Genomic DNA, 24,174 nt, shown 5'->3' with positions numbered 1-24,174 from the left:
GGTGTTGCAAGGGGGATGCGTCTGTGCGGCACGTACCCCCACCCGGACCTTCGGTCCGACCTCCCCACAAGGGGGAGGTAGGGCGGTGGCCCTCCACCCTCCCCCTTATGGGGAGGGTCGCTGCGCAGCAGCGGGTTGGGGGTACTGCCGTGGGCTGTCGTCATCATACCCCCAACACCTCGTGCAGCTGTTGCGTGTGAGCGGCAAGCTCGCTTACGGCAAAACCCTCCACCACCTTGCCGTGCTCCATCAGGTAGAAGCGGTCGGCGATGCGGGCGGCGAAGCGGAAATTCTGCTCGACGAGCAGGATGGTCATGCCGCGCTTTTTCAAGGTCGCCAGCAGTTCGCCGATGCGCTGGACGATGACCGGCGCCAGGCCCTCGGTCGGCTCGTCGAGCAGCAGCATCTGCACGCCCGTCCGCAGGATGCGGGCGATGGCCAGCATCTGCTGTTCGCCGCCGGAGAGTTTGGTGCCGGGGCTGTTGCGGCGCTCCTTGAGGTTGGGAAAGAGATCGAAGATCTCGTCGACGCTCATGCCGCCCTTGGCCACCACCGGCGGCAGGATCAGGTTCTCGTCGACGGTGAGCGTGGCGAAGATGCCGCGTTCCTCCGGCACGAAGCCGATGCCGCGATGGGCAACACGATGCAGCGGCAGGCGCATCAGGTCGCTGCCATCGAAGGCGACGCTGCCGCTGCGCTTGCGGACCAGCCCCATGATGGCGCGCAGCGTTGTGGTCTTGCCGACGCCGTTGCGGCCGAGCAGCGTCACGGTCTCACCGCGAAAAACGTCGAGGTTGACGCCATGCAGCGCATGGCCCTCGCCATACCAGGCATGGAGATCGCGCACGGCAAGCAGCGGCTCACTCATGCTCGGTCCCCCTGCTCGGTCCCCATGTAGGCGACCCTGACGCGCTCATCGTTGCTCACCGTCGCGTAGTCGCCGGCGGCGAGCACCTGGCCGCGCTGCATGACGGTGATCCAGTCGCAGAGGTCGGCGACGACGGTGAGATTGTGCTCGACCATCAGCACGGCGCGGTCCGTTGCCAGCGAGCGGATGATGCCGGAAATGACGCCGACATCCTCGTGCCCCATGCCGGCCATCGGCTCGTCGAGCAGCAGCACTTTCGGGTCGAGCGCCAGCGTGGTGGCGATCTCGAGCACGCGCTTTCGGCCATAGGAGAGATCGCCGGCCGGACGATGCGCGACATCGTCGAGACCGACGACGGCAAGCAGTTCGCGCGCCCGTGGAGTCAGTTGGTCAAGCGCGGCCAGCGAGCGCCAGAACTGGAAGCCGAGCCCGCTCGGCCGCTGCAAGGCGACGCGGACATTGTCGAGCACGCTCAGATGCGGAAAGATCGCCGATATCTGGAACGAGCGGACGAGACCCATGCGCGCCACCCTGGCCGGCGCGGTGCGGGTGATGTCGTTGCCCAACAGTTCGATCCTGCCGCTGCTCGGCTGCAGGAACTTGGTCAAGAGGTTGAAGATCGTCGTCTTGCCGGCGCCGTTCGGCCCGATCAGTGCATGGATCTGGCCGTGATGGACGTCGAGGTCGACATTGTTGACGGCGACGAAACCGGCAAAATCGCGCCGCAGGCCGCGGGCGGAGAGCACCACCCGCGGCTTGATTTCGGCACCGTCCGGCTGGACGGCCACGGCTTGCGCCAGCGTCACTTGGTGACGAGCGGGCAGCCGCTGTCTTCAGCCTTGATGAAGGCCTTGTCGCCCGGAATGGTCGCAAGGTAGGTGTAGTAGTCCCAGTCCTTCTTCGACTCCTCGGGCTTTTTGACCTGATAGAGATACATGTCGTGCACCATCGAGCCGTCGGCCTGTACCTTGCCGTTGGCGTTGATGATGTCGTCGACGGGCATTTCATGGAGTTGCTTGGCGACCGCCTCGGTCTCGTCGGTGCCGGCCTTGTCGATGGCCTTGAGATATTGCAGCACCGCCGAATAGGTGCCGGCCTGGATCATGTTGGGCATGCGGTTGGTGCGCTTGAAGAAGCGCCCGGCGAAGTCGCGGCTCTTGTCGTCGCGGTCCCAGTAAAACCCTTCGGTGAGCACCACGCCCTGCGCCGCCTGCAGTCCGAGGCCGTGCACCTCGGCAAGCGTGAACAGAAGTGCTGCCAGCCGCTGGCCGCCAGCGACGATGCCGAACTCGGCCGCCTGCTTGATGGTATTGGAGGTGTCGAGGCCGGCATTGGCAAGGCCGATAACCTTGGCGCCGGAGGACTGCGCCTGCAGCAGGAAGGAGGAATAATCCGTCGATCCCAAGGGGTAACGCACCTCGCCCAGCACTTTGCCGCCGCTTGCCTCAACAACCTTTGAGGTCTGCTCCTTCAGCGAATAGCCGAAGGCATAGTCGACGGTGATGAAATACCAGCTGTCGCCGCCCTGCTGCACAAGCGCGCCGCCGGTGCCGACCGCCTGCGAGTGGGTATCGTAAGCCCAGTGGAAACCGTAGGGCGAGCATTGCTTGCCGGTCAGGTCGGCCGATGCCGCTCCGGTAACGATGTCGATCTTCTTCTTTTCCTTGGACAACCCCTGGACGGCGAGCGCCACCGAGGATGTCGTCAGTTCCATGATCGCGTCGACCTGCTCGGTGTCGTACCACTGGCGCGCAATGTTGGAGGCAATGTCGGGCTTGTTCTGGTGATCGGCGTTGACGATCTCGATTGGCGCGCCCTGCACCTTGCCGCCAAAATCCTCGACCGCCATCCTGGCGGCCTCGACCGACCATTTGCCGCCGAAATCGGCATAGACGCCCGACTGGTCGTTGAGGATGCCGATCTTGACCTTGCCGTCGGAAATTTCGCCGGCCGCCGCCGGCATCGCAGTCGCCGCAAGCAGCACGGCTGAGACGAGATAGGATGCTTTCACAGGTGGTTCCTCCCTTGTGGCCGACGCTGGAAAACGCGGCGGCCTTGCAATGGTTCAACAACTCCGTCCGGTTCTCGCTGAAATCCGGGCCAGCGCCCGCCACTTCTCCTCTTGGCAACCCCTCCGCCCTGGGTGCGCCGGGAACCGTAGCATCACATTTCGCGAGGCGAGAATGCTATTTTCGTAGCATGGCGTGCTAGCGCGGCCGCTACCAGTCGGGCTCAATTGGAGAGTCTTCGGAAAAGCCGCTCGGGCCAGGCAGAGAGAGCGTTGCGGCCGCAGCGTCCAGCAGTGCCCCCGGAAGCCCTTTGAGATGCTCGCTGTCCAGCGGAAGCGCAAGATAGCCCGTGGCAATGCGTGCAGCCGCTTCCGCCTGTTCACGATCTCTCATTGCCTTGACCGCAGACCGATCAGGCCGCGTGGCCAGCCAAGCCTTGTGCAGAGCGAACATTCGAGGGTCGACCGTCGGCATGCTTACGGGATAGCCACGCTCATCGATCGCCACAGCCTCCACCTTCGGGGCGTTGATGAGCCATTGCAGCCCCTTCATGGGTGCGCTGTCGAGGTCGTCGGCAAGCTGTGTAATCGAGGTAGTGGCGTTGTCCTTGAGGACATGTCTTGCCCGCGGACGGATCAGGTCGACCAGATAGCCATCACGGTTCGCTGCCCTGAAGGCCCGGGGCTGGAGCGGCTTGAAGGACCTGTCCACTTTACGCAACACGCCTATCAGGCCGGACTGGCTTACCCTCTCGCCGGTCACGAAGCTGATGCGGCGTCGGGAATCGAAGAGCAGGTCGATGTCGCCGGTTGCCGTGAGACCGCTGGTGATCTGGACGCCCGCCAGAGCCTCGTAAGCGAACAGCGCATTCGTGCCGACGACCAGCAACTGCTTGCCCAGCGGGTCTGTTTCGGCGCACCGCCGCAATATCCGTGCGGCGATGGCCGGTACCCTGCCCAACCCCATTGCCACATTGACTTTCGCCAGGCCGTTCAGGCGATCGGCCAGACCTGCCAGCAGATCCTTGTTCTGCACCCTGCCCTCGGAAAACGCAGCGAACGCCTTCTCCGTCTGGCTGCTTTTCGGCCCGAGTGAATTCTCGACCTGCCGGACCTTCCGCAGCAGGTATTCAGCACCGCTGCGCTCAACCCAGCGCATGCTGCCTGCAAAGCGCCTTTGGCGCTGGTCATCAGCACGCTGCCAGGCCTCGTAGACCTGTTGCGTATCTATGAGTTGGCGCCGCTGCTCGCCGGTCAACTCTCTCAGCATCGTTTTCCACTCTTAAGCCAGGATCAAGTTAACATAGTGGAAAACTCTTAATTAACAATAAGTTGCTATGTTTTTTCCACTATCGCATCTATCACCCACACGCCGAGTGGAAAATACCGTAAAAACAATAGGTTATGTCCGAGAAAGGGAGGCCAGAACCTCACACGCGGGTTTTTAGCTGCGCGCGCCATGGCAGCCGCTTGCCGTCGCCTCACCGCTTCTGCGGATAGATCGGCTCGCCGCGCTTCAGCATCTCGACAAAAGCCTCGATCTTCTTCCTGCGCCCCGCCTCCGTCTTCATGTTGTGCGTTCGAAACGCCAGCGCGAACCGGTTCTGGGCGGAAAGCTTTGCCAGCATCTCCTTCGCCTTCGGCTCGGCGTCGATGGCGGCCTGCAGATCGTCAGGGATCTTCATGTCCTTGCCTGAGGCATAGGCGCGGTCCCAGCGGCCGTCGGCCTTGGCCGCCTCGACCTGTTTCAGCCCGTGTTCGGTCATGCGGCCCTCCTCGACCAGGCGGGCGACATTGTCGATGTTGATCTTGCTCCAGATGCTCTTCTTGCCGCGCGGCGTGTAGCGCTGCAGAAAGCTCTTGTCGTCGAGCGGCTTGCGTATGGCGTCGATCCAGCCGAAGCACAGCGCCACGTCGATGGCCTGCTTCGGCGTGATCGAGGCGAGGCCCGAGCCGACCTTGTGGACCTTGATCCAGACCTCGCTCTCGCCGGCATGATTTTCGCGCAGCCAGGCGTAAAAACTGTCGGGATCGGGGAATTCATGAACCTTGTCGGGATCGACCTTGAACGGCGCCATCATCACCTCGTTGTTGCCGGGCCGGCTGTATCGGCTGTCGATGCCAGTTTCCGTCAGCGGCGTCGATACCCCCTAGCCTATTGCGAGCCGGCTTGCGCCCAAGCCGGCGCTCATGGCAGTTTCCCGGCTGGTCGAGCCGGGCAAGGCAGACTGCAATTCGGGGGAAATGCCATGCGATCGATGTTACTCGGCCTCATCCTTCTGCTGCCGGCCTCGGCGCTCGCCGAACCCATCGAAACCCAGAAGATCATCACCGCGCTGACCGGCGACTTCAATGGGGACGGCGCCGCCGATCTGGCGATGATCGTCGAGACCGAGCCCGAAGACGATACCATGGACATGCATTTCTTCCTGAGGGACAAAAAGTACAATTTTCTGAAACCCGCCGGCGTCGTGCATGAGCAGGTCTACGGCGAATGGAACGACTACGACCAGCCGCATTATGAGGGCTCCGGCATCGAACCGGAGTTGACCTTGCTGCCCAACGGCTCGATCAAGATCTATCTGCCGGGGCTGATCGGCCCCGGCGAGCGGACCGACATGACGCTGACCATCGCCTGGCGCAACGAGGCCTTCGTCGTCGCCGGCGTTGCCTATGACCATTACAAATACCAGTCCGTTGTCGTCTACAGCAGCTGCGACTACGACGTGCTGACCGGCAAGGGCAAAAGTATGCAGACGCAGGATGATGATAGCAAGGTGAACAGTATCGTGTCTGTCGAAGGCCAGGTCGTGCCCTTCGCGGAGTGGGACACGGGGACGCCTTTTAGGGTGTGCGGGGATTGAGGGGGCAGCCAATCTCCCCCCTCGTGGGGGAGATGGCCGGCAGGGGGGCCGCTGTCCCGCCAACGCACCGGCCAGTGTCAGCCACGTTTATCCCGCGATTCTTGTCAGAAAATAGATCGAGAGGTCGCGATCCTTCGCGCCCCCTCTGCCCTGCCGGGCATCTCCCCCACTTGGGGGGAGATTGGCTTCACTGCAGATGCGGTTTCTTCAAAAAGCTGTTTCGGTCGGCGGATTTCACTCGCAGCCAAGTCTCACGACCGTCACGCACGACCCTGAGAGGAATCTCCGAACCCGCCGGATTCTGCCATAGCTTGCGGTAGAAATCGGCGAGCCCGTCGACCTCGCCATCGCGCACGTCGGAGATGATGTCGCCCTGGCGCAGGCCGGCCTTGGCGGCGGGGCCGCCTTCGGCGACGCTCATCACCACGACCGCACCGTTCGACTCGGCCGAGAAGGCGCCGAGCCATGGGCGCGGCGGCTTCGCCACCTGGCCGCGCGTCAGCAGATCGTCGAGGATCGGGGTCAGAAGGTTGATCGGCACGACCATGTTGATGTCGGCGACCTCGCCGTTGCGGCTCATCTGCAAAAGCAGCGAACCGATGCCGAGCAGGCTGCCATCCTGGCCGATGAGCGCCGCGCCGCCCCAGGACGGATGCGCCGGGGCAATGAAGATCGCCTCGTCGAGCAGATATTCCCAATAGCCGGCGAATTCCTGCTTGGTGACGATGTGTGCCTTGACCGAGCGGCCGGTGCCGTCGGCAAACACCACGGGGTCGCCGATCTTGGCCTTCGAGGCGTCACCCAGCGCCACCGCCGGCAGGCCGAGCGGCGCCAGCGCCTGCACCAGGCCGAAGCCTGTCTCCTGGTCATAGGCCAGCGCATGCGCCGGCACGACGCGGCCGTCCTGGTCGGTCAGCCAGACTTCCTCGGCCTCGGTGATGAGATAGCCTATGGTGAGCACCAGCCCGTCGCCGCGGATGACGACGCCGCTGCCTTCCCGGCGCGTGCCCAGGGCATTGGCCGTGAAGGCATCGTCGGGAACCATGGCGCGCACGCCAACGACGGAGCGCAAGAGCGGGGAAACGGGATCGACGGGCATGCTTTCATCCTGGCAGATATGCGTGGGCAGTATCCTCTATAGGTATGCCGCGCTGCACAGGGCGCAAGGGCTTAGGCAACAAGGCAATCATTTCAGAGGCTGGCGCTGCTCCTCATCCGCCTGCCGGCACCTTCTCCCCGTATAGCGACGGGGAGAAGGGAGATGGCCGCAACATCGGCGCTCTTGGCAACGCTGGCAATTGGGGAAATCAGTAGGCGACAGCGTCCTTCTCGCCGTCACTATACGGGGAGAAGTGCCCGGCAGGGCGATGAGGGGCGGCGCCGACATCGATAATAGTTCAACACAAGTTGAACCTTTCTGAATTGCACCTATGTGTTCCCGTATCTAGGTTCCGCCGACTTTTCCGCCATCAGTCTCGCGCCGTCGCGCAAGTCGTTTTCGCCCCGCCAAACCCAAGGAATTTCCCGCATGACCGAATACATCCCGCCGAAAGTCTGGAGCTGGAAGAAAGCCAATGGCGGCACGTTCGCCAGCATCAACCGGCCTATTGCCGGTCCGACGCATGACAAGGTGCTGCCGGTCGGCAAGCATCCGCTGCAGCTCTATTCGCTGGCGACGCCGAATGGGGTCAAAGTGACTGTCATGCTGGAGGAGCTTCTGGCGCTCGGCCACAAGGGCGCCGAATACGACGCCTGGCTGATCCGCATCAACGATGGCGACCAGTTCGGCTCGGGCTTTGTCGAGGTCAATCCCAACTCCAAGATCCCGGCGCTGCTCGACCGCAGCGGCAAGACGCCTGTCCGCGTCTTCGAGTCCGGCTCGATCCTGCTTTATCTCGCGGAAAAGTTCGGCGAATTCCTGCCGACCGAACAGCCGGCGCGCGCGGAAACCTTGTCCTGGCTGTTCTGGCAGATGGGCTCGGCGCCCTATCTCGGCGGCGGCTTCGGCCATTTCTACGCTTATGCGCCGGAAAAGTTCGAATACGCCATCGACCGCTTCGCCATGGAGACCAAGCGCCAGCTCGACGTGCTCGACCGGCGGCTGGCCGAGACCGAATATCTTGGCGGCGCCTTCTATTCGATCGCCGACATGGCGGTATGGCCCTGGTATGGCGGCCTTGCGCTCGGCCGCATGTACAATGATTCCGCCGAATTCCTGTCGGTGCAGGACTACGAGCACGTACAACGCTGGGCCAAGGCGATCGACGCCCGCCCGACCGTGCAACGCGGCCGCATGGTCAACCGCGCCTTCGGCGACCCCGCCATGCAACTGCACGAGCGCCACGACGCCAGCGATTTCGAGACGAAGACGCAGGATAAATTGGTGGTGGCGGAGTGAGCTAATCTCCCCCCTTGAGGGGGAGATGGCCGGCAGGCCAGAGGGGGTCGGCTCGACTGGGCGCGACCTCCTGCGACTGATGAAGGTTAGCGCTCCACGCGCGGCGACCCCCTCTGTCGCCTTCGGCGACATCTCCCCCTCGAGGGGGGAGATTAGCCCATCAATTTCGCCAGCCTCGGCACGCCTTCACCCACGGCGCGTTCATCTGCGAGCGTAAAGCTCATCCGCATCGTGTTGCGGCCCGAACCGTCGGCGTAGAATGCGTTGCCCGGCACGAACGCCACGCGGGCTTCCTTGACCGAGCGGGCGAGCAGCGCGGTGGCATCCGAACCCTCAGGCAATGTCAGCCAGACGAACATGCCGCCTTCCGGTCGGCTCCAGCTGACGCCATCCGGCATTTCCGCTTCGAGTGCTGCAAGCAAGCCGTCGCGGCGCTGGCGATAGGCGCCGATCAGCTTTTCCACCTGGCCGTCGTACACGGCCTCGGAGACGCGGTGCATGACCAGCTGGTTGATCGACGGGCTGTGCAGGTCTGACGCCTGCTTCATCAGCACCAGTCGCTCGACGACGCGGCGCGGCGCGCAGACCCAGCCGACGCGCATGCCCGGCGACAGGATTTTGGAGAACGAGCCGCAATAGAGCGTGCGGGCGTTTTCGATGCCGCCGGAGCGTTCGCAGTCGAGCGCCAGGATCGGCGGCTGGCCCTCGCCGTCATAGCGCAGCGCGCGATAGGCGGCGTCCTCGATGATAGCAATGTCGAGCTCGTCGGCGAGGTCAAGCACCGCCTCGCGCTGCTGGCGATTCAGCGTCTCGCCGGTCGGGTTGTCGAAATCGGGCACGAGATAGGCGAATTTCACCTTGCCGCCTGCAGCGGCAGCAGCGGCCTGGTAGGCGGCAGGCGTCATGTTGCCGCCGTCCGGCGTCAGCCGGTCGTAGCGCGGTTCGTAGGCGTTGAAGGCCTGCAGCGCGCCGAGATAGGTCGGCCATGTTACCAGTGCTGTGTCGCCGGGCGACAGGAAAAGCTTGCCGAGATAATCCAGCGCCTGCTGCGAGCCGGAGGTGATGAAGATGTTGTGCTCGTCGCAGGCAATGCCGAGCTTGCCCATCTGGCCGGCCAGCCATTTTCTGAGCGGCAGATAGCCTTCGGAGACCTGATACTGAAGTGCTGCGCTCGCCTCCGCACCGCCCAGCACCGAGGCATAGGCATCGGCGATCGCCTGGGCCGGAAACAAGGCCGGATCGGGGATGCCGCCGGCAAAGGAGATGATGTCGGGCTGGTCGAGCAGTTTGAGCAGCTCGCGGATTTCCGACGCCTTCATGCGCGAGGCGCGCGACGCCAACAGGTCCATCAAACTCACGAGCCCACCTCCCGGGATACGGCATCTGGTCCAGCATGACCGTTCTGGCCATGCGATTTAGGTCAATCTGACTGACCTATTATCAGGCTCCCTCACCCGCTGGAATAGCCAAACCCTCATTCCGCGTGGCCCAGACGAAAAAGCAAACACATTTCTGCCCTGGACAGGGAAAATTGTTGCGCGCCGAGGGGCGCGGATGCAACCTCATTCCGAGCGGACCGGCATAAAAAGAAAAGCGGTCTCAACAAGGGGGGTAAAATGACGCTTGAGCTCATCGGGGCCGGATTCGGCCGCACCGGCACATGGTCGACCTTTGCCGCGCTGAACAGGCTGGGCCTTCCCAGCTATCACATGCAGGAAGTCATCCTCAACAAGGCCAACAAGGGCCATCTCGACTTCTGGCGCAAGGTGGCCAACAGCCCGCCCGGCAGCCAGCACGACTGGACCAGAGTCTTTGCCAATTACAAGGCGACGGTCGACAATCCGGGATGCTGCGTGTGGCGCGAATTGATGGCCGCCTATCCCGACGCCAAGGTGCTGCTCACCCTGCATCCGCGCGGCGCCGAGGCCTGGTACGACAGCACCATCGACACCATCCACTTCACCGAGACATTGTGGCAGTTCAAGGTGCTGGAATGGCTGACGCCGTTCGGCCGCAAATTCGGCGACATGTCGCACAGGCTGATCTGGGGCCGCACGCTTGCCGGCGTGATGGACGACCGCGCCAAGGCGGTGGCGCGCTACAACGCCTATACCGAGGAGGTGATAGCGGCCGTGCCGCCGGAGAAGCTTCTGGTGTTCAAGGTCAGCGATGGCTGGGCGCCGCTCTGCGGCTTCCTCGGCGTGGCGCTGCCCAACGAGCCTTTCCCCAACCTCAACGACCGCGAAAGCGTGAAGAAGATCATCCGCGACATCATCAAGGGCAGCTACATCATGCTGGGGCTGTCGGTGGCGGCGGTGCTTGCGGCGGTCGCGGCGCTGTGGTGGTGGCTGGGGTAGCCGCCGGACCGTCAGAATATTGCTACTTGCGCGTGATCCAGCCGAGCAGATCCGGCTCGACGTCTTCGTGGTCGGTCAGGTCGCGAACCAGGGAGGCGGCGAGCGCGCGCCACCGCTTTTCCGGGACATTGTCTTCCATCACCGATTTGATGAAGGCGGCGCGCAGGATGGCGCAATCGAAGGCGGATACATCGAAAAGCAGTTCTGCCATTTCGGTTTTCCCCGTTCACATCGGGCGCGCGAGCCTGTCGAAGTCTCAGGCGCCAGCGCCCCATACAATGGTCGACGACAGCGGATTCATACTCTTGCCGAACCAAGGTTCAACACAATTCGATTGTACGGTTTTTACCAAGCGATTGCGGTTCGTTGCCCGCTTTTGCGCCGATGCTAGATTTGCCGGGCGGCCTCTCCCCAGATGGCCGCAAATGGCCGGCGCGGCTCTGGCAACATGCTTTCACCGGCATTCGCGTCGGCCATTTCCAGCCCGTGCCAGGCTCAGCCCAGCAGCCGTTCGTATTCGGCCTCGGCCTGGCCGTAGAAACCATCGGCGACGGCGATCAGGCCATCCCGGTCGCGAATGACGATCTCGCCGCGCCGCGACCGGATCAGGCCGCGCCCTTCCAGGATCTGCAGGCCGATGGTGACGCCCGGACGCCTGACGCCGAGCATGACGGACAGGAACTCATGCGTGATCTGGATCTGATGGCCGACCACCCTGTCGTCACACATCAGGAGCCATCGGGCCAGCCGATCCTCGAGCTTGGCGCGGGCATTGCTCAGCGCCGTGGATTTGGTCTGGCCGTGCAGATAATGGGCATAGCGCAGCAGGAAGGCGCGAAGCGTCGGGCTTTTCTGCAACGCTGCCTTGAACGGCTCGGAATCGATGCACACCGCCTCGCCCGGCATCTGCATGTAGCAGTCATGGGGCGCCCAGTCGGCGCCCATCACCAAGGCGGAGCCCGACATGCCTTCGTGGCCGATGATGCCGACCTCGGTGTCCAGGCCCGGCCGGTTCCTCGCCACCACCGAGGCCAGGCCGCTTTCCAGGAAGCAGACCGAGGCGACCGGCTCGCCCGCCATTTCGAGCGGGGCTTTGAGATCGAGCACACGATGGTGCAAATGCGGCGCAAGCAGTGCGAAGTCGGCCGGGTTCATGCGGCGCAAAAGGCCGCTTTTCTCCTTGCTGACCGACTGGTCCATCGCTCTCTCCCGTCAAGGGCAAGAGCACATGTCATCTCCCAGCCGTCGGCGCCCTGCCCAAATGCAAACGGTCATTGGACGATAGCTGACTCGGATTCAGCCATTGTACTTCGTACAAAACCGACAAATCAGGGGCGACGCCCCATCAATCAATCCAGCAGCTTTTTCCTGGATCAGCGCTTCGGGCGGTCAGCCGCAACCATGCGCGCTTCGCGCACGATGGACGAGCGATCGTTGCCGATCAGCGATGCGATCTCTTGTATCTGCTGCTCGGAGGCCCCGGTTTCCCGCGCCAAGGCCGCGAGCGTCTCGGCGCTCAGACCGGACTGTCTCGGTTGCTCCGCCATGGCTCCAATGCCTCCTCTCGGGGCAGGAGTGCGATGGTCGCTCCCAAGCGTCAGCGCCCATTGATGTGGCTGACGATGCTATACTGTACGCTTCCGAACAATCGATGGCGAGCGATATATTAGCGACGCTGGATGCGGCCCTAGAACGGCAGCCTTATCTCATCGATCGACCTCGACTCCGTCCAGCCAATGTCCTTCTGGATCTCCGTCGGCAGCGCATTCAGTGCGCGCACGGTCTTCCTGTGCTTGCTGGCGCGCGCCAGGGCAGCACGAATTCTGCTGAGACTTTCAAACATCGGTTACCTCCATGCAGCAGCAAAGCGCTGCCTCAGGCCCGCTCTTGCACGGCCTCTGTAACCGATCGATTGCGCGGCAACGGTGAAGCGCTTCACAAACCGATGCCGCCCAGAAACATTTGTATACAAATTAGTTGCGTTCCCGCGGTGGCGTGATCCGACCTATGGCAGGGCGATCGCATATGGCGCTCCCTCGGGTTCGGCGACCCACCTTCCCTTCGTCGGCGCAAGGCGATCACATATGAGTTCTTACGAAGAGGACCCCCACCCTAACCCTCCCCACAAGGGGGAGGAACGCTGCCGCAAGCCACCCTTTCTGGCGTGGAACCTAGGCGATTTGCGGCGATCAGCGCCTACCAAGTCTCCCTCCCCCTTGTGGGGAGGGATTAAGGGTGGGGGTATTCGTAGAGCGCAAACCTGTCATATGCGATTGCCCCGCTCCGCGGAGGGAGAGGAAATGCCAATCACCGAGGTCGCGGCCTTGATGGGCTTGGGTTTCCTCTCCCCATGGACATGGGGGAGGTGGCCGCGGCGGACGGAGTGGGGCTGGCGCCGCCTTATGCGATTACGCTGCCCTCCTCCGCACCATCGCCCGCATCGTCGTCCGCCCGCCTCGGCTATGGACGAATCCCATCATGCGCAATAAGGATGGGGTCTGCCGTGGCGCTTTCGCGCCGGGGCAGGCGACGTTCGTTCAATGACGCTGCGCCGGGCGCCTTTGACGCCGCCCCGCAAAAGTGTCGATACCGGGGGATCTGGTCATGACCGACAACAAGCCGACCGTAGACGTTACCAAGGACTGGCAGGCAACGCAGGGCCAGAAGTCCGGGGCCACGCGGCTGCGCTTGTTCGCCGTGCTGTCGTGGGTCATCGCCATTGGCGGCGAGATCGCCGGGATCGTACTGCTCTACAAGCACAAATTCGACCAGGGCAACCTGCCGCTGCTGATCGGCATCCTGGTCGGGATCGCGATATTCGCCATCGCCGGCAGCCTGCTCTGGAAGGCGGCCAACAGGAAGGACCCGGCCCGCGAATCCGACACATTCCGGTTCTTCGTCCAGAACCAGCTCGGCGCGATCATCACGCTGATTGCCTTCCTGCCGCTGGTTCTCCTGATCCTCAACGACAAGAACATGGACCCGAAGAGCAAGAAGGTCGCCGGCGGCATCGGCGCCGTGCTTGCCGTGCTGGCGACGCTGATCGGGGTCAGCTACCAGCCGCCATCGGTCGAGCAGTACACGCATGACATGAACACCTGCGCGGAACAGATCAAGGCGGGGCAGCCGACCACGGCCTGCTCGCCCGAAGTCGCCGCCCAGGCGCAGGCGATCGCCACCGACTCCACCACGGTGGCCGCGGCGACGAAGGACGCGGCACACCCCAATGGGCAGGATATCGTCTACTGGATCGCGCCGGAAAACGGCGCCGCCAAGTCCGACACCGAGCATGTCTTCCACCTCTGCGCAGCGGTCAGCCCGCTGAAGGACAAGACCGTCAACAGCGGCTCGGTAACGGAAGCCTACGCCCAGAACGCCATCCGCATCACCAAGCAGATCGAGATGGAACAGAAGCAGTGCGGGTTCACGACGGCGCCGTGAATGGGGCTGCGGGCTGCGCGGCGGGTGGAGTGCGTTAAACCAGCCCAGGTCGTAGTTGTCTAACATCACGTGCGGCCCGGCATTTCGAAGACTTACATGCGGAGCTAGACGCAAAATCAGCGGCTGGGCTGGCGGGCAAACCCTGGCGCGCGCGGCGATATCGGCCAGAAACATTGCACCTAGGCTAGCAGTACCTAGATATCGTGCTGGCGAGTTCGGTTCGGCGTATGTCATCCGCCCGACTGCGCATTTTCCGAGAGTACTCAGGTCCAAATCGATACGTTCCTGAAGGTTGCTGTCGAAGGTAGAGCACTTTCATCGATCCGTCCGGCGAGTTCCTCCGAACGAGGAACCCACAGGTTGGCGTGCAGACGCATTGGGAGATGCGGAATTGGTGTAGGATCCCATCCCACACGTTCGTGAACGACTCTGCCATCCACGCACCAAGAGATGCAACCTGGTCTCCAGTCAATCGCGTAAAGATGGAAGTCTAAGGAGGTGTCGAACCCGAGCTCGATACGGCAGGGTGAACCCCGATAGCCGAAACCTATCGCCGCTCCATCGTCTCCAGGATTGAAATAGACATTGACTAGCATGCCATACGGATCATTGCCGGTCAGCTCGACGTCTATCTCTTGCCGAGGTAAGTCGCGGTGAAGGAAGAAGCCGGTGACGAGGCCTGAGCCTCGGGCTGCCCTTATCTCCGCCTCAAACCTGCCATGCCCGAAAGTGCGCGCGGACGCAAAGGCGCCGGAGCGATACGGTCGATCTCCGATCGACATCTTGCTAAGGACAAGATGTGCCCCGCGTGTATCGTGAACAAGCCCCTCCCGGGAAAACGCGGCTAGATTTCCGGGGAATGTCTCCACGCGCCTTGGGAGCTCCGGTGTCGGGGTCGTCATCGTCGCCCGGAAGATGCGCGTGCCGTAGGACTGCACGGCTCGGCCCATCGGTGCTCCCGGGGGCCAGCCGCTTTCTGGAAGAAGAATCCAAGGTGAGTCATCCATCCGACCGAACCAAGGCGCGGCACTATTCTCGCGGCACGGCAATGCCGCACGATCGTCGCGGAAGACCCTCCACTGCCGCAGAGGCCCAATCGGAAAGGCCTGGATCGGCAGAGCGAGACCTAGCAGGGCGCAAAGCTGTTGCCACGAAGCATCGCCCGACTCGTAGTGCAAAACCACAGTTCTAGCGGAGGGTAAGCGATCTAGTTCGATCCCTCGGCCAAGATAGGCACCCGCTTCGAACACGAAACTAGCGCTCGTCCGTCCGATTGCAGCGGAGATCGCGCCCGCTGACAGCGGAACGTCCACGAGGGCGTCGAACTTCTCGAGCAGAGCTGGCAGCTCATTCTCTCGAATCGGGTCCTCATCACCGTCAAACGCCCGAACACGAAGACCGAGCATCGACAACGCCATCGCCAAGCCTTCCCGGTCATTACGGGCGGTCCATCCCAATATAGGGCCAACGGCAGCTCTGCGTGGCATTTGGACGGCATCTGCATCGACGATCCCAGCTCGTGCCAGATAGGGTAGGACGGAATAGCAGTTGTCAGACCCTCCATCCAGACGTTGCAGGATTGCTGGTGAGGACAGTGCGAGTGCGCCAAGCTCATCAAAACGATAGTTAATCCACATGTCGACAGGACCGATGACGGGCATCGAGCGCAGCAGAACCTCCGCACCTTCTCGAGACAGGATGTAGCCTGACAGAAACCAGAGTCCACGCTTCGGGCGAAAAAGGGCGTCGCAGATGTCGACACGTGCAGCCGTCCCGCCGGCATCTTCGTAGGAGAGATAGAGCAGACGCGGGCCTCTCTCCCCCGCGCAGCGCCTAGCTGCTGCGCGCCATCCCCGGTCGATCGCTGCAGCGGCTCCGCGCCTGAACCAGACATCGTCCTCAAGCACCAAAACGTTATCGCAGGGACCTGCGACGATGGTCTTCCATGCCTCAATGTGCGATCTGGCAACGGCCACCTCTTGCCGCGTCATCCTGATTGGCTCCTCCACGCCAAAGCACTCCTCCAGTCTCGCATCTGGTTGAACGTAGAGCTGATCGCGAAGAAGGTAGGTCTGGTCGACATCTGCCGTTGCTGCTACCGCACGACCGTCGCGAGCATCGACCGCAGCCAGCCGCCGCGCTAGGGAGGCAAGAGACCTACCGTCAGAGGTTCTGAAGCGGCTCAGTTCGCGTAGTGTCCGCCGCAGCCGCTGCGGTTGCCGGTCCAAATTCACGATCAGGACCATGCCGATCTTGCTCGTGCCCGTACCGAACGCCGAAATACGACCACCATGGATCAGGCCCAGCATGGTGCGTGACGCACGGAAGGCGAGCCTCTGGACCCGACCAAAGGCTTTCTGGAGATTCACTGCACGGACTCGCTGCACATCGGGTCTTAGCAGCCGTACACGTTTCGCCAGTTGCGGGTATCATTCCTATAGGACAGGTCCCAGCGCATTTCCGCGACTAAATCCCAATCGCGCAGTAGTTCAAAATCGAACGGGAGAGCAGCCAACTGCAGTTGGCGCGCGTGGACTGCCAGCGCGGCAGTAAGGTTGCCGGGTCCTGTCGTGGACTGGATTTCGGGAAAGCGATCTTCGCTGAGCAGCTTTTCAGTCGCGCGGAAAAGCGCGCGCCGGATGATCGGATGATCAGCGGGTGCGGCGATCGGATCATTATTGACGTAGAAAATGCGACCGTCCCTGGGCAGATCCGATCGCCAGATCTCGGTATTTGGCATCATACCGCCAGCTGTGACGTCGTAACATAGCGGTTGAATCTTGAGCTTGCTGTCCCGAAAGATATGTTGCCAGCCATCTCCGACCAGCACGTCATCCGCATCGACATAGAGGCCGCCTTCCGCGAGCACAAAACACATGCGCAGATAGTCGCAGCGCATCGCTGGATGGCTGCAGCGGGCGAACGCTTCGCGCTCCCGTTTGCCATAGGTATCCGCGATGTAGACTGCCGCGCTAGCGTCGTCGAACAGGTGCAACTCGAAGCCGTCGTCGGCGAGGCGATCCCAACTTTCGAGGCAGGCGCCGACATCCTTCGGCAGATTGGCCGGATCGTGCCAGTATCTGACAAGCTTTCTTGGAATTAAGGCCGATGCCACGTAGAGATCCTCGACTGCCCTCTTCGAGACCTCTAGCTGCTGCAAGGTGATCTCGCGGATGAAAGCGGAGCGAAGGTGCTCGCGTTCTTCGAAGCCGGGTGGATATGGATTCATGTCTGTCATGGTCCCCGGATTAGTTGGTTCGTTCGAGAACTGAAGCCTTCCGTGCATGCCAACCACCGCGCAAAGGTTTCCAAGTTCCTGCGCTAAGCCGGTAAGCGATCTGTGACTTGGGACTTTGCCGCGCTCAGGTACGCTTGGTATCGCAGGGAATTCTTGAGAAGATGTGCTCGTCCCTCGACGACGAACCCGTCAAGACCATGTTCCTGGGCATATGCATCGAGATCAATCATGTTGTTGATGAAGCCCTTGCCCTTGAAATTGAGGGAAGTGTTGCACAACACTCCGTAGCCAGTATTAGCCTTAAACGCGACAAGGAGGTCATAGAGGTCGTTGTTAGTGTCGGGGCTGACCGTCTGGAGGCGAGCGGTTCCATTCACGTGTGTGACAGCCCGAAGTTCCTCTGTAGTCGAGTGATACGTATACAGCATATGCGGACTTTCGTGATCGCATCCAAACCACTTCTTGGCATCACTACGAAGGCAAACGGGGGCGATTGGGCGGAACTGTTCGCGTTGCTTGATCTCGTTTAGTCGCACTCTGGTCTCGTCACGAAACGGAGCAGCTAAGATGGATCTGTTGCCTAGCGCCCTGGGGCCGATCTCGTATCTGCCATGCGCCCAGCCCAGAATGAGGCCATGGGCTAGCATATGGGCGACCCTGTCCTGATTCTTCTCATACAAATCGTACCTGCTAAGGTCGATTGCGCCTTCCGTGCGAAAGCTCAGGCCCGAATAGACATTCCACTCGATCTTCGGGTTGCCGGTATGTCGGAACTGCGCATCGATGGCCGTGCCGATAGCGGATCCCGAATCGTTCGCAACCGGAGGAACGAATATCTCAGAAAAGAGGTCTGTCTCCTTCCACTTGGTGTTCCAGTCACAGTTGAGACCGCAACCGCCAGCGATCAACAGCGGTCGCCCTTTCTCCAGATTTGACCTTGCGAACTGATGGAAAACGTCGAACAGCGCATCGCTGTAGATCCCCGCGAAGTTACGGAATTCGGGACCGTCCAGACCGGCATCAAGATGCGGCGCCTGAGCGATGCGATCGTAGTCGCTGAGCCTTCGATAGGGACCATTCAGCAGGAAGCGGAGCAGGTCCCTCTCCTCCTCGGTGGGGGCACTGCGTTTCGAGAACGAAGCGAGAGCCATCAGCTTTCCCGCGTCCGCGGCGCGCGGGTACGGTCCGTCCTTGGGGAAGGTAGGGTCAGCTAGGCCGTAGAGCAGTCCGTATCGATTTCCCGGCTGGGTCAGTACATCGGCGATTAGCGTGATGTTCAGCTCAGAGTCGATATCGTAGAAGGTACCCATCTCTCCTTCCCACACCAGTGCGTAGCAGGCAGTTCCCTTGGGCAAAGGCGACATGCCGAACGCGCAGAGTATGTGCGACCTCTCATGGGAGGAGGAAAAGTAGTCGGCCCTACCACGCAGAAGCTTGCCCTTATCCATGATGGCGCTATTGCTTGAGACGCCTCGATACCCACCGTTCCTGTGGGAGCCGTGTAAATACTCGTGATGATCACGTGGCCACCAACCGCCCATGCAAATCACGTCTGGAATGACGCCTATTTCGCTAATGGCTTCCAGTACATCGGCTACTGAAATCGCGGAATATCTGTAGTTGGAGTCCTTCTCTGCCTCAATGGAGAATACCAGACGGGAGCCCTGAAGAAAGGTGATGGCGCCATCGTGGCCAGGATTATAGGCTAGGAAATTCACACACGCCCCCAGAAACATTCACGAAGGTATACATTTTCTGTAAGTTACGAATCAATTCGCGCCCCACGAATCCATTCGGATGTATAGACTATACAATTTTAATTTGTTGTCACTGGTCTTCATCACTTAAATAGAGCGCGCGATGGTCTCGATGCGCTCAGACTGCGCTATCCTTCTGTCGATGAATTCCTGGGGGAAGCGACACTATCGGGGTCAAAGGCAGCGGGCGCTTCACAGCCTTCCAGAGGAATAGCTGGCTCGGGATTGGCAACCGGCATCTGAAAGGCGAAGCGGCTATTCACCTTGCAGGAGGCAAAGTCTCCTGAACTCACAGGGCAGCCACTCTTCGCAGGATCAGCCTTGCCCCCAAAACAACAAGGCCCCTCCCGGGGCCTTGCGCATCACCTCAGTACCGGGCTCTCACTTCCCCATCAGCTGCTTGGCATTCTCGGCCGTGATCGCGGTGGTTTCCACCGTCACCGTCTTGTCCACCTCGGTCGCGCAGTCGAGCAGGATCTTTTTCGACATCTCGATCGCTTCCTTGGCGCCTGTCGGGTAGGTGAAGGTTGCGACCCAGTCGCCCTTGGCGACGGCCTCGATGCCGCCGGCCGGGCCCGGCAGGCCGTCTGTGCCGATGATCTTGACGTCCTTGCCTGCACCCTTGGCGGCGAGCAGCGCGCCGGCGGCCATCATGTCGTTGGAGGCGTAGAGCACCTTGATGTCGGGGTGTGCCTGCAGCATGGCGGCGAAGGCGACCTGCGCTTTGTCCGGCACCCAGTCGGCGGCCTGCTCGGCGACGATCTGGACCTTCGGGTTGCCTTTCACGCCTTCCTTGAAGCCGTTGAGGCGCTCCACAGCCGGCGTCGAGCTCGGCAGGCCTTGCAGCACCGCCGCCTCGCCGCCATCGGGCAGCAGCGTCTTGGCGGTGTATTTGCCGGCTTCCTCGGCGATCTTGAAATTGTCGCCGCCGATGAAGGCGGTGTAGTCCTTGCCGGGGTCGCCGACCGTCTTGCGGTCAAGCTCGATGACCGGGATGCCGGCATCCATGGCGCGCTTCACCGCCGGCGTCAGGGGGGCTGCCTCGAAGGGCGAGATCAAAAGGATATCGACCTTCTGGGTGATGAAATTGTCGACCTGCGAGGTCTGCGTGTTGACGTTGCCGGCGCCGTCGGCGATCTGCAGCGTGAAACCAGGCACTTCCTTGGCGGCCGCCTCCAGCTCGTCATTGACGTGCTGGCGGTAGGGCTCGGCATTGTTGGCCTGCGAAAAACCGATGACGAACTGGCCGTCCTTGGCGCAGGCTTTCACCAGCGGCTCGGCGGCGTAAGCGGAGCCTGCAATGCACAGGCCGGCGCCTGCCAGCAGCACGGCCTTGAGGGTCGATCCTCTTAGTGTCGTTTTCATAACTCACTCTCCTCCTCGTCCGGCCGGGGGGCCAGACCTTGGTTTGACGTTCACGTGTTGCCGTCTCCTCCTTGTTTGTTTGTGCATGTCGTCATCGCAAAACCTTTTGCGCGACATGCACTAACGACCCAACCCCTCGCGGCGGCGAACGAGGGACTGAAGCACTGCCGCCAGGACGATGATCGCGGCGGTCGCGAGCAGCTGCATGGCGGGCGTGATGTTGTTGAGCTGCAGGATGTTGGCGAGCGCGCCCAGCATGATGGTGCCCGCAACGGTGCCGACCATCGAGCCGGCGCCGCCAAACAGGCTGGTGCCGCCGATGACCACGGCGGCTATGGCCGTCAGCTCATAGCCCATGCCGTCATTGGCGCTGCCGAAATTGAACTGGCCGGCATGCACGATGCCGGCAAGGGCGGCGGCAAAGCCGGTGATGGCGTAGACGGAGATTTTCACCATCGAGACCGGCACGCCGGATATGCGCGCGGCGCGCTCATTGCCGCCGACGGCAAAGACATAGCGGCCGAAGCGCGTGGTGTTGAGGACGATGGTGGCGATCGCGGCAAAGACGACGAACACAAGCGTCGCCACCGGCACGGTGTTGTTGAACAGCCGCTCGCCCAGCACGGCGAACACCGGCGGCGCCAGGCCCGGCCCTTCGCCATAGGAAATGTTGATGTACTGGTTGCCGGAGACGACCAGCGCCAAGCCGCGCGCGGCCTGCAGGCCAGCCAGCGTGACGATGAACGGTTCCAGCCTGAAACGCGTCGAGATGGTGCCCTGGATGGCGCCGAAGACGATGCCCAAAGCGAGCACGGCGAGGATGGTGGGGATCAGGCCGAAGCCGCCGGAGATCATCATCGAGGCGGTGACGACGCTGGACAGGCCAAGCACCGCGCCGACCGACAGGTCGATGCCGGCAGTGATGATGACGAAGGTCATGCCGATGGCGATGATGCCGGTCTCCGACACGGCGCGCACGATGTTGGCGATGTTGTCCGGGTTGAGGAACAGGATCTCGCCGTGGCGGCGCGGCGAGAAGATGATGCCGCCGATCGCCACCAGCACCAGGCCGATCAGGCTCTGGAAGCGCACGATGAGCGCCAGCGGGTCGCGATGCTTTTGAGGCGCCGCCATCACCGGGCTCGCTGCCACTGGATTGTTGTCCTGAGACATCAGGCCTCCCTGCCGTTAGCCGCGGCCAGCACCGTGTGCTCGTCGACGCCGCCCAAAAATTCCGCCACATTGCGCCCCTGGCGCAGCACCACGATGCGGTCGCACAGACCGATCAGCTCCGGCATCTCGCTGGACGCCACCAGTATGCCGAGGCCCTGTGCGGCGAGCGCCCGCAACCTCGCGTAAATCTCGCCCTTGGCACCGACATCGACGCCGCGTGTCGGCTCGTCGAGCAGCAACAGTTTCGGGTTGCCGAGGATTTCTTTCGCCAGCACCACCTTCTGCTGGTTGCCGCCCGAGAGCGCGCCGACCGCGATGTCAGGGTTCTTCGGGCGGATATCGAACTGGCTGAAGGATTCCTTCACCGCCTCGGCCTGGCGGCGCGGCGAGACCAGCCAGTTCGGCGAGATTCGGGATATGACCGACATCACCAGATTGAGGCCGACCGCCATGCGCAGCATCAGGCCCGAGCCCCGGCGGTCGTCGGTCACGAAGGCGATGCCGGCGTGGCGGGCAGCACTGATTGAATCCAGTTTCACCGGCTTGCCGCCGACAGCAACCTCGCCCTCCCAGCGGCCGGACAGGCCGGTGCCGTAGAGCGCGGACAACAGTTCGGTGCGCCCGGCCCCCATAATGCCGGCCAGGCCGACGATCTCGCCTTCATGGACATCGAGCGAAACGCCTCGCGGCGCCTGCCAGCCGGCGCTGTCGCGGGCGAGTTTGAAGCTGGCGTTCCTCAGGCTGAGCAGCGGCTTGCCCGCGGCCTTGGCGCGTTGCGGATAGAGTTCGTCCAGCGGACGTCCGACCAGCAGCCTGACCAGCTCGGCCTGCGGCGCGTGCGGCTCGGTGATGCCGGCGACACGGCCGTCGCGCATTACCGTCACCCGGTCGGCAATGCCGGGCACTTCCTCCAGCCGATGCGAGATATAGACGATGCCGACGCCGGTGGCGGCGAGCTTGCGCATGATATCGAACAGCCGCTCGACTTCGCCGACGGTGAGTGCGGCCGTCGGCTCGTCCATGATCAGCACGCGGGAGGCGTAAGACAGCGCCTTGACGATCGCCACCACCTGGCGCTGGCCGATCGACAGATCCGCCACCATGGCGGCCGGATCGATGGCGATCTCGATGGCTTCCAGCCGCTTCTTGGCCTCGCGGCGCATTGCCGGCACGTCGAGGAAGCCGCCCGGACGCATCAGTTCGCGGCCGAGGAACAGATTGGCGGCGACATCCAGCGACGGCACCAGGTCGAGCTCCTGGAAGATGGTGGCGATGCCGGCCGCTTGCGCCTCACGCGGGTTGTTGAAACGCACGGGTTTGCCGTCGATCTCGATCGTGCCTTCGTCCGGCGTGTAGACGCCCGACAACAGGTTCATCAGCGTCGACTTGCCGGCGCCGTTCTCGCCGAGCAGCGCGTGGATCTCGCCCGCCTTGAGGTCGAAGTCGACGCCGCGCAGCGCCTGCACGCCGCCGAAGCGTTTGACGGCGCCCGTCATCACCAGCAGCGGCGCGGTCATGTTAGCCTCGTGTGGGTCGGCCTCCCGCAGGAGGCGCGCGCCCGCAGCGTCGCCTGCAGCCGCACCGAACGTGGCTCTGAACCGGTCGCCGCGATGCGGGCGCTGAGCAGGGCTGCCGCCTGCCTGCCTATCTCGGTGCAGGGCTGCGCGACCAGCGTCAGGCGCGGCTCGAAGCAATCGGCCCATTCGAAATCGTCGAAGCCGGCCAGCGACAGATCGCCCGGAATGGTGAGGCCTTTTTCGCGGATGGCGCGGACGGCTCCGATCGTCGTCATGTTGTTGCCGGTGACCAATGCGGTTGGTGGAGACGGCAGGGACAGGATGGCGTGGGTGGATGCGGTCGCCGCCGCCGTGTCGACATTCTCGGCCGAGAGATAGCGCGGCACGCTTTCAAGTCCATTGGCGGCGAGCGAAGCCTGGAACGCCTCGATGCGCTCGCGCGTCGTCGTCAGGCCCGGCTGTCCGGCGATATAGCCGATGCGCTTGTGGCCGAAGGAGGCGACATGGTCGATCAGCGCGCGCATCGACCTTTCGTTCTCGACGCCAATCTGGTCGAAGCGCTGGTCGGCGAAACGGTCGATCAGAACGCATGGCATCTTCTTGTCGGCGAGATAGTCGATGGCCCGCTGCGGCGAGCCCGAGGGCGCCAGGATGACGCCGTCGACGCGGCGCTGATGAAAAGCGCGCACCACCTGCAGTTCGCGGTCGGGATCTTCCTGGGTGTCCGACAGGAAGACCATCAGCCCGAGCCGCGCGCATTCGGCCTCGACCGCGCAGATGATGTCGGTGAAATAAGGGTTGGAGATCGCCGAGATCGCCAGGCCGACGCTGTTGGTGGTCGAGGCCTTCAGCGAGCGCGCCAGCTCGTTGGGCTGGTAGCCCATGGCGGCAATGGCGTCGTTGATCAGCCTCGCCTTTTCCAGCGAAACGAAGCGCGTGTTGTTGACGACATGCGAGACGGTCGACACCGACACGCCGGCGCGCCGCGCCACTTCAGCCATTGTCGGCAAGGCATATCAGCGCCTGCAAGCGCTCCTCCCTTATGCGTTTCCCGTCCGCTCTGATGGCGGATTTTGAGGGAGCTTAGGGCCATCGAAACGTTTGCGCAATCGATTCGATCCGAATTTTTAGCGGGGCTTATCTCCCCCGAGGGGGAGATGTCGCCGAAGGCGACAGAGGGGGTCGCCG

22 protein-coding genes are annotated in these 24,174 nt (G+C 62.5%); 4 read left to right on the top strand and 18 right to left on the bottom strand.

Annotated elements, in window-relative coordinates; all coding sequences use genetic code 11:
* Positions 1–163: 163 nt before the first annotated feature.
* The 5 genes from NKJ78_RS00175 to NKJ78_RS00155 all read right to left on the bottom strand — a co-directional run bounded on the left by NKJ78_RS00175 (position 164) and on the right by NKJ78_RS00155 (position 4,954).
* Positions 164–868 (bottom strand): ABC transporter ATP-binding protein, encoded by a 705-nt coding sequence (locus NKJ78_RS00175; RefSeq protein WP_023671422.1) that lies wholly within the window; start codon positions 866–868, stop codon positions 164–166.
* Positions 865–1,656, bottom strand: a complete 792-nt coding sequence (locus tag NKJ78_RS00170) for an ABC transporter ATP-binding protein (protein WP_352460554.1) — start codon at positions 1,654–1,656, stop codon at positions 865–867. The genes NKJ78_RS00175 and NKJ78_RS00170 overlap by 4 nt, the downstream gene beginning before the upstream one ends.
* Positions 1,657–1,670: 14 nt before the next feature.
* On the bottom strand, positions 1,671–2,879 hold the full coding sequence (locus NKJ78_RS00165) for an ABC transporter substrate-binding protein (protein WP_023685930.1): 1,209 nt from the start codon (positions 2,877–2,879) through the stop codon (positions 1,671–1,673).
* A 208-nt stretch (positions 2,880–3,087) separates the two neighbouring features.
* Positions 3,088–4,146 (bottom strand): GSU2403 family nucleotidyltransferase fold protein, encoded by a 1,059-nt coding sequence (locus NKJ78_RS00160; RefSeq protein WP_023685929.1) that lies wholly within the window; start codon positions 4,144–4,146, stop codon positions 3,088–3,090.
* Between the two features lie 211 nt (positions 4,147–4,357).
* Positions 4,358–4,954: a YdeI/OmpD-associated family protein gene (locus NKJ78_RS00155; RefSeq protein WP_023743926.1), complete on the bottom strand. Its 597-nt coding sequence runs from the start codon at positions 4,952–4,954 to the stop codon at positions 4,358–4,360.
* A gap of 171 nt (positions 4,955–5,125) precedes the next feature.
* Here NKJ78_RS00155 and NKJ78_RS00150 point away from each other — a divergent pair, with 171 nt between their 5' ends.
* The gene (locus NKJ78_RS00150; RefSeq protein WP_023715162.1) at positions 5,126–5,740 is read left to right on the top strand and encodes a hypothetical protein; all 615 of its coding nucleotides are present in this window, start codon (positions 5,126–5,128) and stop codon (positions 5,738–5,740) included.
* Between the two features lie 187 nt (positions 5,741–5,927).
* On the opposite strand, the gene NKJ78_RS00145 is transcribed toward NKJ78_RS00150, so the two are convergent.
* Positions 5,928–6,839 (bottom strand): S1C family serine protease, encoded by a 912-nt coding sequence (locus NKJ78_RS00145; RefSeq protein WP_023740033.1) that lies wholly within the window; start codon positions 6,837–6,839, stop codon positions 5,928–5,930.
* A gap of 429 nt (positions 6,840–7,268) precedes the next feature.
* Here NKJ78_RS00145 and yghU point away from each other — a divergent pair, with 429 nt between their 5' ends.
* Positions 7,269–8,138, top strand: coding sequence for a glutathione-dependent disulfide-bond oxidoreductase (gene yghU, locus NKJ78_RS00140; RefSeq protein ID WP_023740034.1), 870 nt, complete (start codon positions 7,269–7,271; stop codon positions 8,136–8,138).
* Between the two features lie 152 nt (positions 8,139–8,290).
* On the opposite strand, the gene NKJ78_RS00135 is transcribed toward yghU, so the two are convergent.
* The gene (locus tag NKJ78_RS00135) at positions 8,291–9,487 is read right to left on the bottom strand and encodes an aminotransferase-like domain-containing protein (protein ID WP_352461112.1); all 1,197 of its coding nucleotides are present in this window, start codon (positions 9,485–9,487) and stop codon (positions 8,291–8,293) included.
* Between the two features lie 267 nt (positions 9,488–9,754).
* Between NKJ78_RS00135 and NKJ78_RS00130 the strand changes: the two genes are divergently transcribed.
* Complete coding sequence (locus tag NKJ78_RS00130; protein ID WP_023697773.1) at positions 9,755–10,495, top strand: sulfotransferase family protein; 741 nt, start codon at positions 9,755–9,757, stop codon at positions 10,493–10,495.
* A 22-nt stretch (positions 10,496–10,517) separates the two neighbouring features.
* Here NKJ78_RS00130 and NKJ78_RS00125 read toward each other — a convergent pair whose 3' ends face one another.
* The 4 genes from NKJ78_RS00125 to NKJ78_RS00110 form a co-directional block, all read right to left on the bottom strand.
* Positions 10,518–10,706 (bottom strand): hypothetical protein, encoded by a 189-nt coding sequence (locus tag NKJ78_RS00125; protein ID WP_023671412.1) that lies wholly within the window; start codon positions 10,704–10,706, stop codon positions 10,518–10,520.
* A 284-nt stretch (positions 10,707–10,990) separates the two neighbouring features.
* On the bottom strand, positions 10,991–11,695 hold the full coding sequence (locus NKJ78_RS00120) for a Crp/Fnr family transcriptional regulator (protein WP_023685922.1): 705 nt from the start codon (positions 11,693–11,695) through the stop codon (positions 10,991–10,993).
* Between the two features lie 173 nt (positions 11,696–11,868).
* Positions 11,869–12,042, bottom strand: coding sequence for a hypothetical protein (locus tag NKJ78_RS00115; protein ID WP_023671410.1), 174 nt, complete (start codon positions 12,040–12,042; stop codon positions 11,869–11,871).
* Positions 12,043–12,182: 140 nt separating this feature from the next.
* Entirely contained in the window at positions 12,183–12,338 is a 156-nt protein-coding gene (locus NKJ78_RS00110; protein ID WP_023671409.1) for a DUF1127 domain-containing protein, read from the bottom strand.
* A 761-nt stretch (positions 12,339–13,099) separates the two neighbouring features.
* On the opposite strand from NKJ78_RS00110, the gene NKJ78_RS00105 reads away from it, so the two are divergent.
* Complete coding sequence (locus NKJ78_RS00105; protein ID WP_352461097.1) at positions 13,100–13,936, top strand: SLC5/6 family protein; 837 nt, start codon at positions 13,100–13,102, stop codon at positions 13,934–13,936.
* Positions 13,937–14,199: 263 nt separating this feature from the next.
* Here NKJ78_RS00105 and NKJ78_RS00100 read toward each other — a convergent pair whose 3' ends face one another.
* The 7 genes from NKJ78_RS00100 to NKJ78_RS00070 form a co-directional block, all read right to left on the bottom strand.
* A complete protein-coding gene (locus NKJ78_RS00100; protein ID WP_352461098.1) occupies positions 14,200–16,305 on the bottom strand; it encodes a family 16 glycosylhydrolase in 2,106 nt (701 codons plus the stop codon).
* A 26-nt stretch (positions 16,306–16,331) separates the two neighbouring features.
* Positions 16,332–17,174: a glycosyltransferase family 32 protein gene (locus tag NKJ78_RS00095; RefSeq protein ID WP_352461099.1), complete on the bottom strand. Its 843-nt coding sequence runs from the start codon at positions 17,172–17,174 to the stop codon at positions 16,332–16,334.
* 83 nt (positions 17,175–17,257) lie between these two features.
* On the bottom strand, positions 17,258–18,892 hold the full coding sequence (locus tag NKJ78_RS00090) for a carbamoyltransferase C-terminal domain-containing protein (RefSeq protein WP_352562286.1): 1,635 nt from the start codon (positions 18,890–18,892) through the stop codon (positions 17,258–17,260).
* Between the two features lie 420 nt (positions 18,893–19,312).
* Positions 19,313–20,296 carry a substrate-binding domain-containing protein gene (locus NKJ78_RS00085; protein WP_023689831.1) on the bottom strand — a complete coding sequence of 328 codons (984 nt, stop codon included), beginning with the start codon at positions 20,294–20,296 and terminating at the stop codon, positions 19,313–19,315.
* A gap of 120 nt (positions 20,297–20,416) precedes the next feature.
* Positions 20,417–21,469: an ABC transporter permease gene (locus tag NKJ78_RS00080; RefSeq protein WP_023705098.1), complete on the bottom strand. Its 1,053-nt coding sequence runs from the start codon at positions 21,467–21,469 to the stop codon at positions 20,417–20,419.
* Entirely contained in the window at positions 21,469–22,986 is a 1,518-nt protein-coding gene (locus NKJ78_RS00075; RefSeq protein ID WP_352461101.1) for a sugar ABC transporter ATP-binding protein, read from the bottom strand. The genes NKJ78_RS00080 and NKJ78_RS00075 overlap by 1 nt, the downstream gene beginning before the upstream one ends.
* Positions 22,983–23,996, bottom strand: coding sequence for a LacI family DNA-binding transcriptional regulator (locus NKJ78_RS00070; RefSeq protein WP_352461102.1), 1,014 nt, complete (start codon positions 23,994–23,996; stop codon positions 22,983–22,985). Before NKJ78_RS00070 ends, NKJ78_RS00075 begins: the two co-directional genes overlap by 4 nt.
* Positions 23,997–24,174 lie beyond the last annotated feature (178 nt).

Origin of the sequence: Mesorhizobium sp. M0037 (genome assembly GCF_040323635.1) — a bacterium.
Taxonomy (GTDB): Bacteria; Pseudomonadota; Alphaproteobacteria; order Rhizobiales; family Rhizobiaceae; genus Mesorhizobium.
The sequence above is the reverse complement of the archived record's forward strand: the minus strand, read 5'-3'. Positions and strand labels throughout refer to the sequence as shown.